Source organism: Rhodanobacter sp. OR87 (genome assembly GCF_000473345.1).
Taxonomy (GTDB): domain Bacteria; phylum Pseudomonadota; class Gammaproteobacteria; order Xanthomonadales; family Rhodanobacteraceae; genus Rhodanobacter; species Rhodanobacter denitrificans.
In genome coordinates, this window is sequence record NZ_AXBJ01000028.1 from 1 (window position 1) to 14,132 (window position 14,132).

The window sequence follows — 14,132 nt, forward strand, 5'->3', positions numbered from 1 at the left end:
CACCAAACCGCTGGTGAGCTGGGCGTGCCACCGACCCGGCTCAGCTTCCAGGGGTTCACGCGCGCCATCGTGGCCGAGTTGCGATACGCCCCGCTGGAAACACCCGGCGCCTTTCCCAAACGACTCGCCCGCCTCCGACAGCAAGCCCACATCTATCTGTTGCCCGCACGACGACAACGATCTTGTCCCCGTGAAGTCAAACGCCGACCCCACAAATACCCCACGAAAAATGCCAGTCTGTCTTAACTGACTGGCATTAGGCGATGAGCCGGCCTTTCGATGCAACCCGCTTGCCTGGTGCGATCAGGCTTTCTTCGGCGTATGCGACACGCACCAGCCCTTCGCATTCACCGACTTGCCCGGGAACAGCTGACACGGTCCGCGACCGCTCGGACCACCACTGTAGAACTGGCAGTTGGTGCAATTGTCACCGGCCTTGTGCTTTGCATTGGCGGTCTTCGTGGCATCTTCCACGTAACCCAGCGCCTTCGCGGTCGGATCCGACTCGCTCACCGGCGGCAGATCCGCCGCCCGTGCAAAGCGCGGCAGGCTGCCGATGACCACAGCTGCCGCCGTGGTGCCGGCGGCCACTTTGAGGAACCGGCGACGCGATTCGAGATCTTGTTCTTTCGACATGGGCAAGCCTCCGTCGGAATCTGTCCGGCACACCCTGCACCGGATCCGCACCGATGTTACGCCCGCGATCCAAACTTTTCCTGACTAGCGAGAATGGCTCTCATTCCAGCATGGTCGCGGGCCGGCACATGGTATAGTCCATGCCCATTTGGACGTCCAAACCACATGAGCCAGACCCTGCCAGCCGCGATCCCCGCCAGTGTGTTCGAACAGCGCGCTGACGCCATTGCCGAGGCCGCACGCGAGCTGTCGGCAATGGGCTGGACACCGGCGACCAGCAGCAACTTCTCGATGCGGGTCGACGCCAGTCACGCGGCGATCACCATCTCGGGCCGGCACAAGGGCAAGCTCGGGCGCGACGACATCATGTTGATCGACCTGGACGGCGAGCCGGTCGGCACCGACGCCCGGCCGAGTGCCGAAACGGCGCTGCACACCCAGGTCTACCGGCGCTGGCCGGAGATGAACGCGGTGCTGCACACCCACTCGCGCACGCAAAGCGTGGCGTCACGACTGTTCGCCGCCGACGGCGTGGTTCGCCTGCAGGGCTGGGAACTGCAGAAGGCGATCAGCGGCTGCCACACCCATGAAAGCACGCTGGAAATCCCGGTGTTCCCGAACACCCAGCACATGCCCGAACTGGTGGCCCGGGTCGCTGCCTGGCTGGACGCGGGCAAGCCGCTGCACGCCTACCTGATCGACGGCCACGGCATCTACACCTGGGGCCGCGACATGGCCGAGACCCGGCGCCACCTGGAGGCGCTGGAGTTCCTGCTCGGCTGCGAACTTGACCTGAAAAAGCTGAGGGCATCATGAGCCGACTGCGCATCTTCGACGAAACCCGACCGCAATCGCCGCTGGCGGAGATCGACGAGCACGCCGCGATCGCCGCCGAACTGGGCAAGGTCGGCGTGCGCTTTGAACAATGGCAGGCGAGCCAACCGATCGTGCCTGGCGCCAGCCAGGACGAAGTGATCGCCGCCTATCGCGGCGACATCGACCGACTGATGGGTGAGGAAGGCTACCAGGCCGTGGACGTGGTCAGCCTCACGCCGGATCATCCCGACCGCGCCGCGCTGCGCCAGAAGTTCCTCAGCGAGCACACCCACAGCGAAGACGAGGTGCGCTTCTTCGTGGCCGGCGCCGGCCAATTCACCCTGCATCTCGGCGGCAGGGTCTACGACATCCTGTGCGAACAGGGCGACCTGATCGGCGTACCCGACGGCACCCGCCATTGGTTCGACATGAGCGAGGCGCCATACTTCGTGGCGATCCGGCTGTTCACCAACAAGGAAGGCTGGGTCGCCAACTTCACCGGCGACGACATCGCCTCGCGCTTCCCGCGCATGACCCCTGCCGCGTAGGCGCCCGTTCGCGGGCAATGTCCTTACCCGCCCACCGGATCCCGCATCCATGATCGAAATCCGCGCCATCGTCACCGACATCGAGGGCACCACCAGCTCGATCGATTTCGTCCGCGACGTGCTTTTCCCGTACGCGCGCAAGCGGCTGCCGGCGTTCGTCGCGACTCATGGCGACACGCCCGAAGTCCAGCACTGGCTGCACGAGGCGGCCCGGGAAGCCGGCCTGGTGGAAGCCAGTCGCCAGGACATCATCGAACTGCTGCTCAAGTGGATCGACCAGGATCGCAAGTCCACCGCGCTGAAGGCGCTGCAGGGCATGATCTGGAAGGACGGCTACGAGGCCGGCGACTATCGCGCCCACGTCTACCCGGAAGTGGCCGCGCGGCTGCGCGACTGGCGCGCCGACGGGCTGCGGCTGTATGTCTACTCGTCCGGCTCGGTGCCGGCGCAGAAACTGTTCTTCCGGCACAGCGAGGCTGGCGACCTCAGCGCGCTGTTCGCCGGCTATTTCGACACCGAGACCGGGCCGAAGCGCGAAGCCGGATCCTACCGGCGCATCGCCGAGGCGATCGGCGAGCAGCCTCGCCACCTGCTGTTCCTGTCCGACATCGCCGAGGAACTCGACGCCGCGCAGGCCGCCGGCTTCCACACCGGCTGGCTGGTGCGCGCGCCGCAGGTGCTGCCCGATTCGCCACGCCATCCGGTCTATCGCGATTTCGAGGCGATCACGCCATGAACCCGCCGCGCGAGCCCGCCATGCGCAGCATCCTGACTATCCTGCTCGCGTTCGCCGCCGGGGTGCTGCTGGCGACCTGGTGGCCCGGCCGCCAGGAGGCGGCACCATCGCCCTCCGCCGCCGTAGCCAACCGCATGGCCGCGGACCCCGCGCCGGATGGCGATGCCGCTGTCGACGCGTGGCCCGAGCAGGCTCCCACCCCGGAACAGGTGCTGTACGCGCAGCCGCGGATGATGCGCGAAGCGCTGTCCGAACTCGGCCCGCGCATACCCGGCAAGCCGAACCTGTACCTGCTGGCGTTCGCCGGCGACGGCAGCGAGGACGTGTTCCGCAACGAGGCCGAGTACGCCGCCCGCCTGTTCGCGCAACGCTTCGGCGCCAGCGCGCACAGCCTGGTGCTGGAGAACAACCCGGCCAGCCTGAGCACCCGACCGCTGGCCAGCTGGAGCAACCTGGAAACCGCGCTCGACGGCCTGGGCACGGTGATGCAGCCGGACCAGGACATCCTCCTGCTGTACCTCACCAGCCACGGCAGCGAAGACCACGACCTGCTGCTCGACATGGACCCGCTGCCGCTGGACCAGCTCGGCGCCAGCGACCTGGCCGGCATCCTGGCGATGCACCCGTTCAAGTGGAAGGTGGTGGTGATCAACGCCTGCTACTCCGGCGGCTTCGTGCCGCCGCTGCGCGGCCCCGGCACGCTGGTGCTCACCGCCGCCCGCGCCGACCGCAGCTCGTTCGGCTGCGGCAGCGACTCGGACATCACCTACTTCGGCAAGGCCTGGCTGGTCGACGCGCTGAACCGCACCGACAATTTCGCGGATGCGTTCAAGCGGGCCAGCGGCGAGATCAGCCGGTGGGAGCGGCAGGACAAACTCACGCCTTCCGAGCCGCAGATCGACATCGGCAGCGGCATCACCGGGCAACTCGCCCTGTGGCGCAAGGGCGTCTCGCCCGGGCCGGCGCTCCCGTTCAGGCCGGCGGCGCCCGCACCGGCCGGCTCGGCATCGGCGCACTGACCCGGTCGATGCCGGGGACGCCAAGGCAAGACGGTCGCCGACAGGGGAAATGCCCTACGGGGCTGCGCCAGCGTGGTGGCGTTCATGGCGCCGACGCCGGGACACCATGGGCGCTCACGGCGTCCATCACCCGGGCGGAATAGACCATGGCGGCACCCGCGTTGAGCGCCACGGCGACACCCAGCGCTTCGGCGATTTCCTCGCGCCTCGCGCCGTGCTTCAGCGCCTCGCCCGTGTGCACGGTGATGCAGCCATCGCAACGAATGCTCACCGCGACGGCCAGGGCAATCAGCTCGCGAGTCCTGGCATCCAGATGCCCGGTCTTCTGGCCCGCCCGGGAAAGCGTCTGGTAACCGGCCAGCGTGTCGGGGCCCAGCTTGCCGAGCTCGCCGATGCGGCCCATCAGTTCCGTGCGGTATTCCAGCCAGTTCATCATGGTATTTCTCCTGCGCAAGTTCGAAACGGGATGGCCGATCGCATGAGTGCGCCGGCAATCGGGATGTGCAACTTGATGGCTTGGCCATCGGCGACCCGCAAGGGCTTCAGTTGCCGATGCTGATAACGACCTTGCCCTGCGCCTGCCGCTGCTCGATCAGTGCGTAGGCGTCGTCGACCGCGCCCAGCGCGAACTGGCGCGCGTCCAGCAGCGGCTTGATCATCCCGGCTTCGGCCAGGCGCGTGGCTTCGCGCAGGATCTCGCCGTGATGCGGCTTGCCTTCGCCGGTCAGCAACGGCAGCAAGGTGAACACGCCGGAATAGCTCGCGGCACGAAACGACAGCGGCGCCAGCGCGTGGCTGCCCCATCCCAGCGAGCTGACCACGTGGCCGAAGCGCGACACCGCCTTGAACGATGCATCCAGGCTCGCGCCGCCGGCGGTGTCGTACACCACGTCGAAACCGCGACCGGCGGTATGCGCGGCCACATAGTCCTCGACCGGCATCCGCTCATGGTCGATCGGCGCGGCGCCCAGTTGCCGGCTGATGGCGGCGCGCGCAGCGGCATCGGTCGCGAAAACCGTCGCGCCGCAAGCGCGCGCAATCTGGATCGCCATGCTGCCGACGCCGCCGGCACCGCCCTGCACCAGCACGGTCTGCCCCGCGCCCACCCGGGCACGATCCACCAGCCCTTCCCATGCGGTGATGAAAACCAGCGGCAGCGAGGCGGCCTCGCGCATGCTGAAGTGCGCGGGCTTGAGCGCCAGCAGGCTGGCGTCCACCGCGGCATATTCGGCCAGCGAGCCTTGCACGCCACCGACGCCGCCGGTCATGCCATAAACCTCGTCGCCCGGCCGGAACCCGGTAACACCCGCACCCAGCGCAGCGACCACCCCGGCCATGTCGATGCCGAGGATCGCCGGCAGCGGATGCCGGGCATGCTCGGCGGCGCCGCTGCGGATCTTCAGATCCAGCGGGTTGACGCCGCTGGCCAGGATCCGCACCAGCACCTGGCCCGCCTGCGGCACCGGCCGGGCAATCGAGGCCAGGCGAAACGGGGCACCGTGATTTTCAAGAACGGCGGCTTGCATGGAGGCAGCAGTAGTCATGTCGTACTCGGCGTCGGAGGAAGTGGTCGCCAAGCTACGCCAGTCAATTTCGTCTGAAAATCAAAATAAACGTACGAACTCCATGCATAATTGCATGGAGCCCCGTCGGCGTTTTCATGCTGGCGGTTCGACCGGCGCAACGAGGTGTCGCGATGGAATGGAGCGATCTGCGTGTCTTCCTCGCCGTCGCGCGCGAAGGCACGCTCGGTGCCGCCGCGCGCAAGCTGGGACAAACCCAGCCGACCATGGGGCGACGGCTGCAGGCACTGGAACATGCCGTGGGGCACAAGCTGTTCCAGCGCACCCCGGCGGGCTTCGTGCTCACCGACGAAGGTGCGGCGGTACTCAGTCACGCCGAGCGCATCGAGGACGAAGCGCTTGCGTTCCAGCGCCAGCTCGCCGGCCAGGAGCGGCACCTCGACGGCATGCTGCGGATCACCGCGTCCGACTGGTTCGCCGAACATGTGCTGACGCCGGTCATCGCCGAATTCGCCAGGGAATATCCCCGCGTCACCATCGAGTTGCTGACCGACACGCGCTTCCTCAGCCTTTCGCGCCGCGAAGCCGACCTGGCATTCCGCATCAAGCCGTTCGACGAACCGGACATCGTCTCGCGCAAGTTGCTGCACATGCCCTACGGCGTCTATGCAGCCACCGACTATCCGCCGCCGCGCGCGGGCGATGGCGAAGGCGCGGCGCTGATCACCATGGACAGCGCGTTCAGCGGCATGCCCGACGTCGCATGGCTGCAACGCATGCTGCCGAACGCGCGCGTGGCCTTCCGCAGCAACGCGCGTGCGGTGCAGGCGCAGATGTGCGTCCAGGGTTCAGGCGTCGCGGTGTTGCCGCGCCCGCTGGGCGATGCGATGGCCGGCCTGCGACGCATCGAGCTGGGCGAACCGCCGCCGCCGCGGGAAACGTGGCTCGGCTATCACCGCGACATGCGGCGGCTGGCACGCCTGCGGGCGCTGCTGGACCTGGTGGTTGCACGGCTGGCGGATTGAACGCGGCCGGGGCGTTCGCCGGCGCTATCCAGCACGGTGCCGGGCGGCCAACACGCCCGCCACGTCCGTCAGCGACAGACCACGCGCACGCAACGCCACGGTGAGATGAAACAGCAGGTCCGCCGCCTCGCCGAGCAATTCCTCGTCGCCCTGCGCCACCGCTGCCAGCGCCGTCTCGACGCCCTCCTCGCCCACTTTCTGCGCCATGCGGCGGATGCCGCCGTTGAACAGTTTCGTGGTGTAGCTGCCCTCCGGCCGCTCGGCATGACGCTGCGCGACCAGCGCGTCGAGTTCGGCAAGAAAGCCCAGCGGCGGACGCACCTCGGCGCTGTCGCCGAAGCAGCTGGAGGTGCCGGTGTGGCAGGTCGGGCCATGCGGCTCGGCCTGGACCAACAAGGTGTCGGCATCGCAGTCGACGCGGATCGACTTCAGCGCGAGCACGCGGCCGGAGCTTTCGCCTTTGGTCCACAGCCGCTGTTTGCTGCGGCTGAAGAACGTCACCTGCCCGCTGGCCTGCGTCCGTGCCAGCGCTTCGGCGTTCATGTAGCCGAGCATCAGCACTTCGCCGCTCAGCCAGTGCTGCACGATCGCCGGCAGCAGGCCGCCGCCCTTGGTCCAGTCGAGGCGAGAAAGATCAGCATTGGCATCGCTCATCGATTACTCCGGGGAAATTGAGGAGTGAGGAGTGAAGAGAAAACATGCTGAGCGGTGTTGAAGTTCGCTTCACCACGCCGTTCATCCTGAGCGCAGGCGCGCGGCGCCGAAGTCGAAGGGCGCCGCCTGGATGCTTCGATTCCGCGTGCTGATGCAAGCCACGCTCGGCACGAACGGTCCCAGCAAACGCATCCTCTCACTCCTCACTCCTCTTCACTCGCTTCTCACCATCACGCCCTGCGCACGCAAGTAACGCTTGAGCCCGGGTATCGCGATCGCGCCGGAGTGGAACACGCTGGCCGCCAGCGCGCCGTCCACGTCGGCTTCGACGAAGGCATCGCGGAAATGCGGCGGTTCGCCGGCGCCGCCGGAGGCGACCAGCGGTACGTGGCAGATCGCGCGGGCGGCGGAGAGCTGCTCCAGATCGTAGCCGCGGCGCACGCCGTCGCTGTCCATGCAGTTGAGCACGATCTCGCCGGCGCCGCGTTGCTGCGCCTCGGTTATCCAGTCCAGCGTGCGGCGCGGCAATGCCCGCGTCTTCGCAGGATCGCCGCTGTACTGGCGCACGCGCCACTCGCCGTCGGCATCGCGCAGCGAGTCGATGCCGACCACCACGCACTGCACGCCGAACGCGGCGGCCAGTTCGTCGACCAGCGCGGGACGCGCCAGCGCCGGCGAGTTCACCGAGATCTTGTCGGCGCCCGCATGCAGCACCGCGCGCGCCTCGTCGACCGAGCGGATGCCGCCGGCCACGCAAAACGGGATGTCGATCACCCGCGCGACCTTCTCCACCCAGCCGCGATCCACGCTGCGCCCTTCCGGGCTGGCGGTGATGTCGTAGAACACCAGCTCGTCGGCGCCTTCGTCGCGGTAGCGCAGCGCGAGATCGACGATGCCACCCATCACCACGTGGTCGCGAAAGCGCACGCCCTTGACCACCTGGCCGTCGCGCACGTCGAGGCAGGGAATGATGCGGCGGCTCAGCATGCGAGGGCCTCCTCGACGGTGAAGCGCCCTTCCAGCAGCGCGCGGCCGAGGATCACGCCCCACGCGCCGGCTTCGCGCGCGGCGCGGATGTCGTCCAGCGAGCGCACGCCGCCGGAAGCCTGCACGGCCAGCGACGGCACCGTGGCGACGAGGTGGCGATAGAGATCGAGGTTGAAGCCGGCCAGCATGCCGTCGCGGTCGATGTCGGTGCACAGCAGGTGGCGCGCACCGCGCGCGGCGTACCACGGCGCCAATTCGTCCAGCGTGCGCGCCTCGATTTCGGTCCAGCCGGCGCTGGGCAGGCTCCAGCGGCCACCGAGGCGGCGCGTATCGAGCGCGAGGGTCAGCCGTTCGGCGCCGTACCTGCCCAGCCAGCCGGCCACGAGTTCGGGATCGCGGATCGCCACGCTGCCCAGCACCACGCGCTGCACGCCGGCGTCGAACAGCCGGCGCAGGTCGTCTTCGCCGCGTACGCCGCCGCCGGCCTGGATCTGCATGCCATCGGCCGTGATCGCCTGGATCACGGCGAGATTGGCGAGGCTGCCCGAGCGCGCGCCATCCAGGTCGACCATGTGCAGCCAGCGCGCACCTGCCTCGGCATAGCGCCGCGCCAGCGCACGCGGATCGGCGGCATAGGTGGTCTGCTGCGCGTAGTCGCCCTGCTTCAGGCGCACCACTTGGCCGCCACGCAGGTCGATCGCGGGAATCACGTCGAAGTTCATAGTTCGAGGAAGTTCTTCAGCAGCCTCGCGCCGACGGCGGCGGAGCGCTCGGGGTGGAATTGCATGCCATGGAAGTTGCCATGCGCGATCACCGCCGAGAACGCGCCGCCATAGTCGGCCGTGGCCAGGGTCCAGTCGCCGACCGGCGCCGCATAGCTGTGCACGAAGTAGGCCTGCTCGCCGTCGTCCAGGCCGGCCAGCAACGGATGTTCCCGCTGGACCGACAAGCCATTCCAGCCCATGTGCGGCACGCGCAGGCCCGGCGTTTCGACGAAGCGGCGTACCGGTGCGGGAATCAGCCCCAGGCACCCGGTATCGCCCTCTTCCGAATGCGCGCACAGCAATTGCATGCCCAGGCACACGCCGAGCACGGGCTGTTCCAGCGAACGCAGCACGTCGACCAGGCCCAGCTCGCGCAACCGCGCCATGCCGGGGCCGGCGGCGCCCACGCCGGGCAGGATCACCTTGTCGGCGGCGCGGATCGCCGCCGCGTCCGCAGTAAGCGCGGCATCCGCGCCGAGGCGCTGCAGCGCATAGCGTACCGAGCCGATATTGGTGCCGCCGGCGTCGACAAGGACCACCATCACACGTACCTCGCACGCAGGAGCGCACTCTGTGCGCGATGCTTTCCATCGCGTGGCGAAGAGCTATCGCGCACAGGGTGCGCTCCTGCGCCGATGTGCATTGATCGCCACATTACAAGCTTCCCTTGGTACTGGGCAGTTCGCTGCCGGAGCGGGCGATCGCCTGGCGCAGCGTGCGCGCCACCACCTTGAAGCAGGCCTCGACCATGTGGTGCGCGTTGTCGCCGCGCACGGCGAGGTGCAGGTTCGCGCCCAGCGTCTCGCACAGCGAGCGGAAGAAATGCGGCACCAGTTCGGTCGGCACCTCGCCCACCCGCTCGCGCGGGAAGCTGCCCTCGAACACGAAGTACGGCCGGCCGGACAGGTCCAGCGCGGCGCTGGCCTGCGCCTCGTCCATCGGCAGGGTGAAGCCGTAGCGGCCGATGCCGCGCTTGTCGCCCAGCGCCTGTTTCAACGCCTGGCCCAGCGCCAGCGCGCAGTCCTCGATGGTGTGGTGTTCATCGATGTGGGTGTCGCCGTCGCAGTCGAGCTGCAGCGCGAAGCCGCCGTGCTTGCCGATCTGCTCCAGCATGTGGTCGAAGAAGCCCAGTCCGGTATGCGCCTGCGGTTCGGCCACCTGGTCCAGGTCCACGCTGACCGTGATGCGGGTTTCCCGGGTGTTGCGCACCACCGTGGCGACGCGCGGCGCATCCAGCAACTGGTGCGCCAGTTCCTCCCAACCCACGCCCTGCGGGCCGACGCGGAGGCCGCGCACGCCCATGTTCGCGGCGAACTGCAGGTCGGTCTCGCGGTCGCCCACCATCGCCGACGCCACGCGGCTCCAACCGTCGTCGGCCAGGTAGTGGCGCAGCATGCCGACGCCGGGCTTGCGCGTGTCCAGGCCCTCGTGCGGGAGGCTGCGGTCGATCAGCACCTCGCGGAAGGCGATGCCCTGCGAGGCGAGGATGCGCAGCAGCAGTTCGTGCGGCCCGCTGAAATGCGGCTCCGGAAAACCGTCGGTACCCAGGCCGTCCTGGTTGCTCACCATCACCAGCTCGTAGCCGGCGGCGACGAAGCGTTGCAGCGCGGCGATCACGCCGGGCAGCAGGGCCAGCTTCTCATAGCTGTCGATCTGCTCGTCGGCCGGCTCCTCGATCAGGCAGCCGTCGCGATCGACAAAGAGGATCTTGCGGCTCACGGGCTGGTTTCCTGCAGGACGGCCAGCACCCGTTCGTTCTCCGCGGGCGTGCCGATGGTGATGCGCAGCGCGTCGCCGAGGTTCGGGTAGCGGCGCACGTCGCGCACCACGATGCCGGCGGCGAGCAGGCGCTGGTAGGCACCGGCGGCATCGTCGAAGCGCACGGCGAGGAAATTCGCCTGCGACGGCAACACCTCACGCACGTTGCGCAACCAGCGCAAGGCCTCGCACATGCGCGTGCGCTCCGCACGCACCACGGCGAGGTGTTCGCGCGCGTTCGCCTGCCCCCAGCCAGACAGCGCCAGCAGCGCCGCATCCACGCTCGGCAGCGGCAGCGGGTACGGCGCCATGATCCGGCGCAGCAGGGCGATCACGCCGGCGCTCGCCAGCAGGCTGCCGATGCGCACGCCGGCCAGCGCCCAGGCCTTGGACAGGGTGCGCAGCACGGCGAGGTTGTCGTAGCGGTCGATCAGGTCGGCCACGCTGCCTTCGTCGGCGAACTCCACATAGGCCTCATCCACCACCAACAGCGCACGGCCGGCCAGCGCCTGCACCAGCCGCTCGAGCTCGGTGCGCGGCACCGGCTGGCCGGTGGGATTGTTCGGCGTGCAGACGAAGACCAGCTTCACCGCCGGGGTCAGCGCGGCCAGCACCGCGTCCACATCCAGCGTGGCATCCGCCGCCAGCGGCACCTCGACGATGCCCGCGTCCTGCACCCGCGCGCATACCGCGTACATGCCGAAGGTCGGTGGCTGGATCAGGACCGCGTCGCGGCCGGCGCGGCAGAACGCGCGCACCAGCAGGTCGATCGCCTCGTCGCTGCCGCGGCCGACCAGCAACTGTTCGCGCCGCACGCCGTAGAGCGTGGCCAGCGCCTCGACCAGTGCTGCCGGCTGCGGCTCGGGGTAGCGGTTGCAGCCGAGGCCGTCGTCGCCGACCGGCGCCCACGCCGATTCGTTCGCGTTGAGCAGGACCTCGCCGCCGCTGGCCTCCATCCGCGCCGAGGAATACGGCTGCATCGCGCGGATCTCCGGCCGCGCCAGATCGAGCACGCTCATGCCAGCGCCTCCAGGCGCAGCGTCACCGCGCGGCGGTGCGCTTCCAGTTGCTCCGCCGCCGCCAGCGTGGCGGTGCACGGGCCGATGTGGCGCAGGCCGTCCGCGCTGACTTCCTGCACGCTGATCTGCTTCTGGTAGCTGGCCACCGACACGCCGCTGTAGCTGCGCGCGTAACCGTAGGTCGGCAGCACGTGGTTGCTGCCGCTGCAGTAGTCGCCCACCGATTCGGGCGCCCACTGGCCGAGGAAAACCGAGCCGGCACTCTCGACGCCGCCGAGCAGCGCGCGTGGCGCGGCCACCTGCAGGATCAGGTGCTCGGGCGCGTAGCGATTGCTCACTTCCACCGCCTGCGCCAGCGAATCGACCGCGATCAGCCGGCTCTGCGCCAGCGCCTGGCGGACGATCGCACCACGCGGCAATTCGGCGCACTGGCGTTCGACCTCGGCGGCTGCCTGGTCCAGCAGGTCGGCGGACGGGCTCAGCAGGATCACCTGCGAATCCGGTCCGTGCTCAGCCTGCGACAGCAGGTCGGCGGCGACGAACACCGGATTCGCCCCGGCATCGGCGATCACCAGCACTTCGGACGGGCCGGCCGGCATGTCGATCGCGGCGCCATCCGGATCGGACGACACCTGCAGCTTCGCCTCGGTCACCCAGACATTGCCGGGGCCGAACAGCTTGTCGCACTTCGGCACGCTGGCGGTACCGTAGGCCATCGCCGCGATCGCCTGCGCGCCGCCCAGCTTGAACACCCGGTGCACGCCGGTGAGGCGTGCGGCATACAGCACCGCCTCGTCGCAACGGCCGTCGGCGCGCGCCGGCGAACACAGCACCACCTCGCGGCAACCGGCGATATGCGCCGGCACGCCCAGCATCAGGGCGGTGGACGGCAACGGCGCGCTGCCGGCAGGCACGTACAGGCCGACCCGGCCGATCGGCCGCAGCATGCGTTCCACCCGCACGCCGGGTGCGGTATCCACCGCCACCGGCTGCAGCGCCGCCGCGCGATGGAACGCCTCGATGCGCGCCGCCGCTTCGCGGATCGCCGCCTTCAGGGCCGGATCGAGGGAAGCCTCGGCCGCAGCGAATTCGGCCTCGTCCACCGCGATCGCCTCCAGCGCGCAGTGGTCGTATTTCGCGCTGAGTTCGCGCAGCGCCGCGTCGCCGCGTTCGCGCACGACGGCGACGATCCGCTCGACGCCGCGGCGCAGTTCATCGGCACGCGACTGCGCGGGGCGCGCCAGCGCCTCGCGGCGCGCCGCTTCATCCAGGCCGTTCCAGTCCAGACGTTTCATGCGAACCTGCCCTTCTTGCCAACCTGATTCATGCCAGCATCTTCTCCACCGGCAGCACGAACATCTCGCGCGCCCCGGCCTTCTTGATCTCTTCCAGCTGCCGCCAGCTCACCTCGCCGGCACACAGCGCCTGCAACATCAATTGATCCGGCTGGCCGGCCACCGGCAGCAGGGTCGGCTGCGGACCGCCCGGCAGCAGCCGGGTCACCGCCTCCAGCGTGTGGCGCGAGGTCTGCAGCAGCAGCAGGCGCGACTCGCGCACCTGGATCACCCCGTCCAGCCGCTTCAGCAGCAGCTCCAGCAGGTCGCCGCGTTCGTCCGCCGGCAGCGCCAGCGGGCCGGCCAGCACCGCCTCGCTGTGCAACAGCACGTCGGCTTCGCGCAACTGGTTCGCCACCAGCGTGCCGCCGCTCTGCACCAGGTCGCAGATCGCATCGGCGGTGCCCAGCTTCGGCGCGATCTCGACCGAACCGGCGAGGGTCACCACGCCGGCATCGACGCCCTGCGTGCGCAGCCACTCGCCGAGCAGGCCGGGATACGAGGTGGCGATGCGCCGCCCGTGCAACTGCCGCGGCTCGCGGTAATCCAGCTCCTGCGGCACCGCGATCGACAGCCGGCAACGGCCGAAGCCGAGCGGGCGCAGCTCGGCCAGCGGCTCGGCCTCGCGTCCGCCGGTCAGCCGGAATTCGCTGAGCACGTTGCGCCCGACGATGCCGAGGTCGCACACGCCCTGCGCGATCAGGCCGGGGATGTCGTCGTCGCGCACCAGCAGCAGGTCCACCGGCTCGCCCTCGCCGAAGCAGAACAACTTGTCGCGGCTCTGCCGGAAGGTAAGCCCGCAGCGGGCCAGCAGATCCAGCGCCGGCTCGGTGAGCCGTCCGGATTTCTGCATCGCGATGCGCAAACGGTCGCGCGGCTTCATGCCTTCTTCCTCGTGGTCTGTGCCTGCCGCCGCGCCGCGCGGGCGGCGGCCGCCAGGTAGCCGCCGTTGCCCTGGTTGAGATAGCGCGCCACCCGCCCGATCGTGGTAATGCTGACCGCGGTGCGCTCGTGAATCTCGCGGTACGGCACGCCATCGAGCAGGAACGGCACCACCCGCCAGCGGTCCACCAGCACCTCCAGTTCCGCCGGGGTGCACAGGTCGCCCAGAAAGGCCGCCATCTCCTCGACGTTCTTCAGCGACAGCAGCGCCTCGTACAGGCTCTGCTCGGCCGACTCGACGGGGGTTTCGGGATCGCGTGATCGACGCTTCATAATGTACTAACGCATTAACACAATGGTGCGCATCATACATGGCATGCGGTGCTGCGGCAAACCGGGCGATCAGTGCATGCCGGGCCACCATTCAGGTT

The 14,132-nt window shown here is 69.0% G+C and carries 17 protein-coding genes; 5 read left to right on the forward strand and 12 right to left on the reverse strand.

What is annotated here, in order from left to right; all coding sequences use genetic code 11:
• Window positions 1-303: 303 nt before the first annotated feature.
• Complete coding sequence (locus RHOOR87_RS0116445; protein WP_027485636.1) at window positions 304-636, reverse strand: high-potential iron-sulfur protein; 333 nt, start codon at window positions 634-636, stop codon at window positions 304-306.
• Between the two features lie 165 nt (window positions 637-801).
• On the opposite strand from RHOOR87_RS0116445, the gene RHOOR87_RS0116450 reads away from it, so the two are divergent.
• From RHOOR87_RS0116450 to RHOOR87_RS0116465, 4 genes are read left to right on the forward strand one after another with little or no spacing between them, the layout of a single operon-like run.
• Entirely contained in the window at window positions 802-1,452 is a 651-nt protein-coding gene (locus tag RHOOR87_RS0116450) for a methylthioribulose 1-phosphate dehydratase (RefSeq protein ID WP_027485637.1), read from the forward strand.
• A complete protein-coding gene (locus RHOOR87_RS0116455) occupies window positions 1,449-2,000 on the forward strand; it encodes an acireductone dioxygenase (RefSeq protein ID WP_027485638.1) in 552 nt (183 codons plus the stop codon). The genes RHOOR87_RS0116450 and RHOOR87_RS0116455 overlap by 4 nt, the downstream gene beginning before the upstream one ends.
• A 49-nt stretch (window positions 2,001-2,049) precedes the next feature.
• Complete coding sequence (gene mtnC, locus RHOOR87_RS0116460) at window positions 2,050-2,736, forward strand: acireductone synthase (protein ID WP_027485639.1); 687 nt, start codon at window positions 2,050-2,052, stop codon at window positions 2,734-2,736.
• 20 nt (window positions 2,737-2,756) lie between these two features.
• Entirely contained in the window at window positions 2,757-3,755 is a 999-nt protein-coding gene (locus RHOOR87_RS0116465; protein WP_043795796.1) for a C13 family peptidase, read from the forward strand.
• 82 nt (window positions 3,756-3,837) lie between these two features.
• Here RHOOR87_RS0116465 and RHOOR87_RS0116470 read toward each other — a convergent pair whose 3' ends face one another.
• Together RHOOR87_RS0116470 and RHOOR87_RS0116475 are read right to left on the reverse strand one after the other, a co-directional pair.
• A complete protein-coding gene (locus RHOOR87_RS0116470) occupies window positions 3,838-4,191 on the reverse strand; it encodes a carboxymuconolactone decarboxylase family protein (protein ID WP_027485641.1) in 354 nt (117 codons plus the stop codon).
• A gap of 106 nt (window positions 4,192-4,297) precedes the next feature.
• Complete coding sequence (locus RHOOR87_RS0116475; protein WP_027485642.1) at window positions 4,298-5,299, reverse strand: zinc-dependent alcohol dehydrogenase family protein; 1,002 nt, start codon at window positions 5,297-5,299, stop codon at window positions 4,298-4,300.
• 152 nt (window positions 5,300-5,451) lie between these two features.
• Between RHOOR87_RS0116475 and RHOOR87_RS0116480 the strand changes: the two genes are divergently transcribed.
• Window positions 5,452-6,303 (forward strand): LysR family transcriptional regulator, encoded by an 852-nt coding sequence (locus RHOOR87_RS0116480; protein WP_027485643.1) that lies wholly within the window; start codon window positions 5,452-5,454, stop codon window positions 6,301-6,303.
• Window positions 6,304-6,327: 24 nt separating this feature from the next.
• Here the strand turns inward: RHOOR87_RS0116480 and hisIE are convergent, their stop codons facing one another.
• The 9 genes from hisIE to RHOOR87_RS0116525 all read right to left on the reverse strand — a co-directional run bounded on the left by hisIE (window position 6,328) and on the right by RHOOR87_RS0116525 (window position 14,034).
• Window positions 6,328-6,957 (reverse strand): bifunctional phosphoribosyl-AMP cyclohydrolase/phosphoribosyl-ATP diphosphatase HisIE, encoded by a 630-nt coding sequence (gene hisIE / locus RHOOR87_RS0116485; protein ID WP_027485644.1) that lies wholly within the window; start codon window positions 6,955-6,957, stop codon window positions 6,328-6,330.
• Between the two features lie 213 nt (window positions 6,958-7,170).
• Window positions 7,171-7,944, reverse strand: coding sequence for an imidazole glycerol phosphate synthase subunit HisF (gene hisF, locus RHOOR87_RS0116490; protein ID WP_027485645.1), 774 nt, complete (start codon window positions 7,942-7,944; stop codon window positions 7,171-7,173).
• The gene (hisA, locus tag RHOOR87_RS0116495) at window positions 7,938-8,666 is read right to left on the reverse strand and encodes a 1-(5-phosphoribosyl)-5-[(5-phosphoribosylamino)methylideneamino]imidazole-4-carboxamide isomerase (RefSeq protein WP_007513006.1); all 729 of its coding nucleotides are present in this window, start codon (window positions 8,664-8,666) and stop codon (window positions 7,938-7,940) included. The genes hisF and hisA overlap by 7 nt, the downstream gene beginning before the upstream one ends.
• Window positions 8,663-9,253, reverse strand: coding sequence for an imidazole glycerol phosphate synthase subunit HisH (gene hisH / locus RHOOR87_RS0116500; protein WP_027485646.1), 591 nt, complete (start codon window positions 9,251-9,253; stop codon window positions 8,663-8,665). The genes hisA and hisH overlap by 4 nt, the downstream gene beginning before the upstream one ends.
• Window positions 9,254-9,362: 109 nt before the next feature.
• Entirely contained in the window at window positions 9,363-10,427 is a 1,065-nt protein-coding gene (hisB, locus tag RHOOR87_RS0116505; protein ID WP_027485647.1) for a bifunctional histidinol-phosphatase/imidazoleglycerol-phosphate dehydratase HisB, read from the reverse strand.
• Complete coding sequence (hisC, locus tag RHOOR87_RS0116510; RefSeq protein WP_027485648.1) at window positions 10,424-11,485, reverse strand: histidinol-phosphate transaminase; 1,062 nt, start codon at window positions 11,483-11,485, stop codon at window positions 10,424-10,426. The genes hisB and hisC overlap by 4 nt, the downstream gene beginning before the upstream one ends.
• Complete coding sequence (hisD, locus tag RHOOR87_RS0116515; protein ID WP_007512998.1) at window positions 11,482-12,780, reverse strand: histidinol dehydrogenase; 1,299 nt, start codon at window positions 12,778-12,780, stop codon at window positions 11,482-11,484. Before hisD ends, hisC begins: the two co-directional genes overlap by 4 nt.
• A 28-nt stretch (window positions 12,781-12,808) precedes the next feature.
• Window positions 12,809-13,702 (reverse strand): ATP phosphoribosyltransferase, encoded by an 894-nt coding sequence (gene hisG, locus RHOOR87_RS0116520; RefSeq protein ID WP_007512996.1) that lies wholly within the window; start codon window positions 13,700-13,702, stop codon window positions 12,809-12,811.
• Window positions 13,699-14,034, reverse strand: a complete 336-nt coding sequence (locus RHOOR87_RS0116525) for a YerC/YecD family TrpR-related protein (protein ID WP_007512995.1) — start codon at window positions 14,032-14,034, stop codon at window positions 13,699-13,701. Before RHOOR87_RS0116525 ends, hisG begins: the two co-directional genes overlap by 4 nt.
• Between the last annotated feature and the right edge of the window lie 98 nt (window positions 14,035-14,132).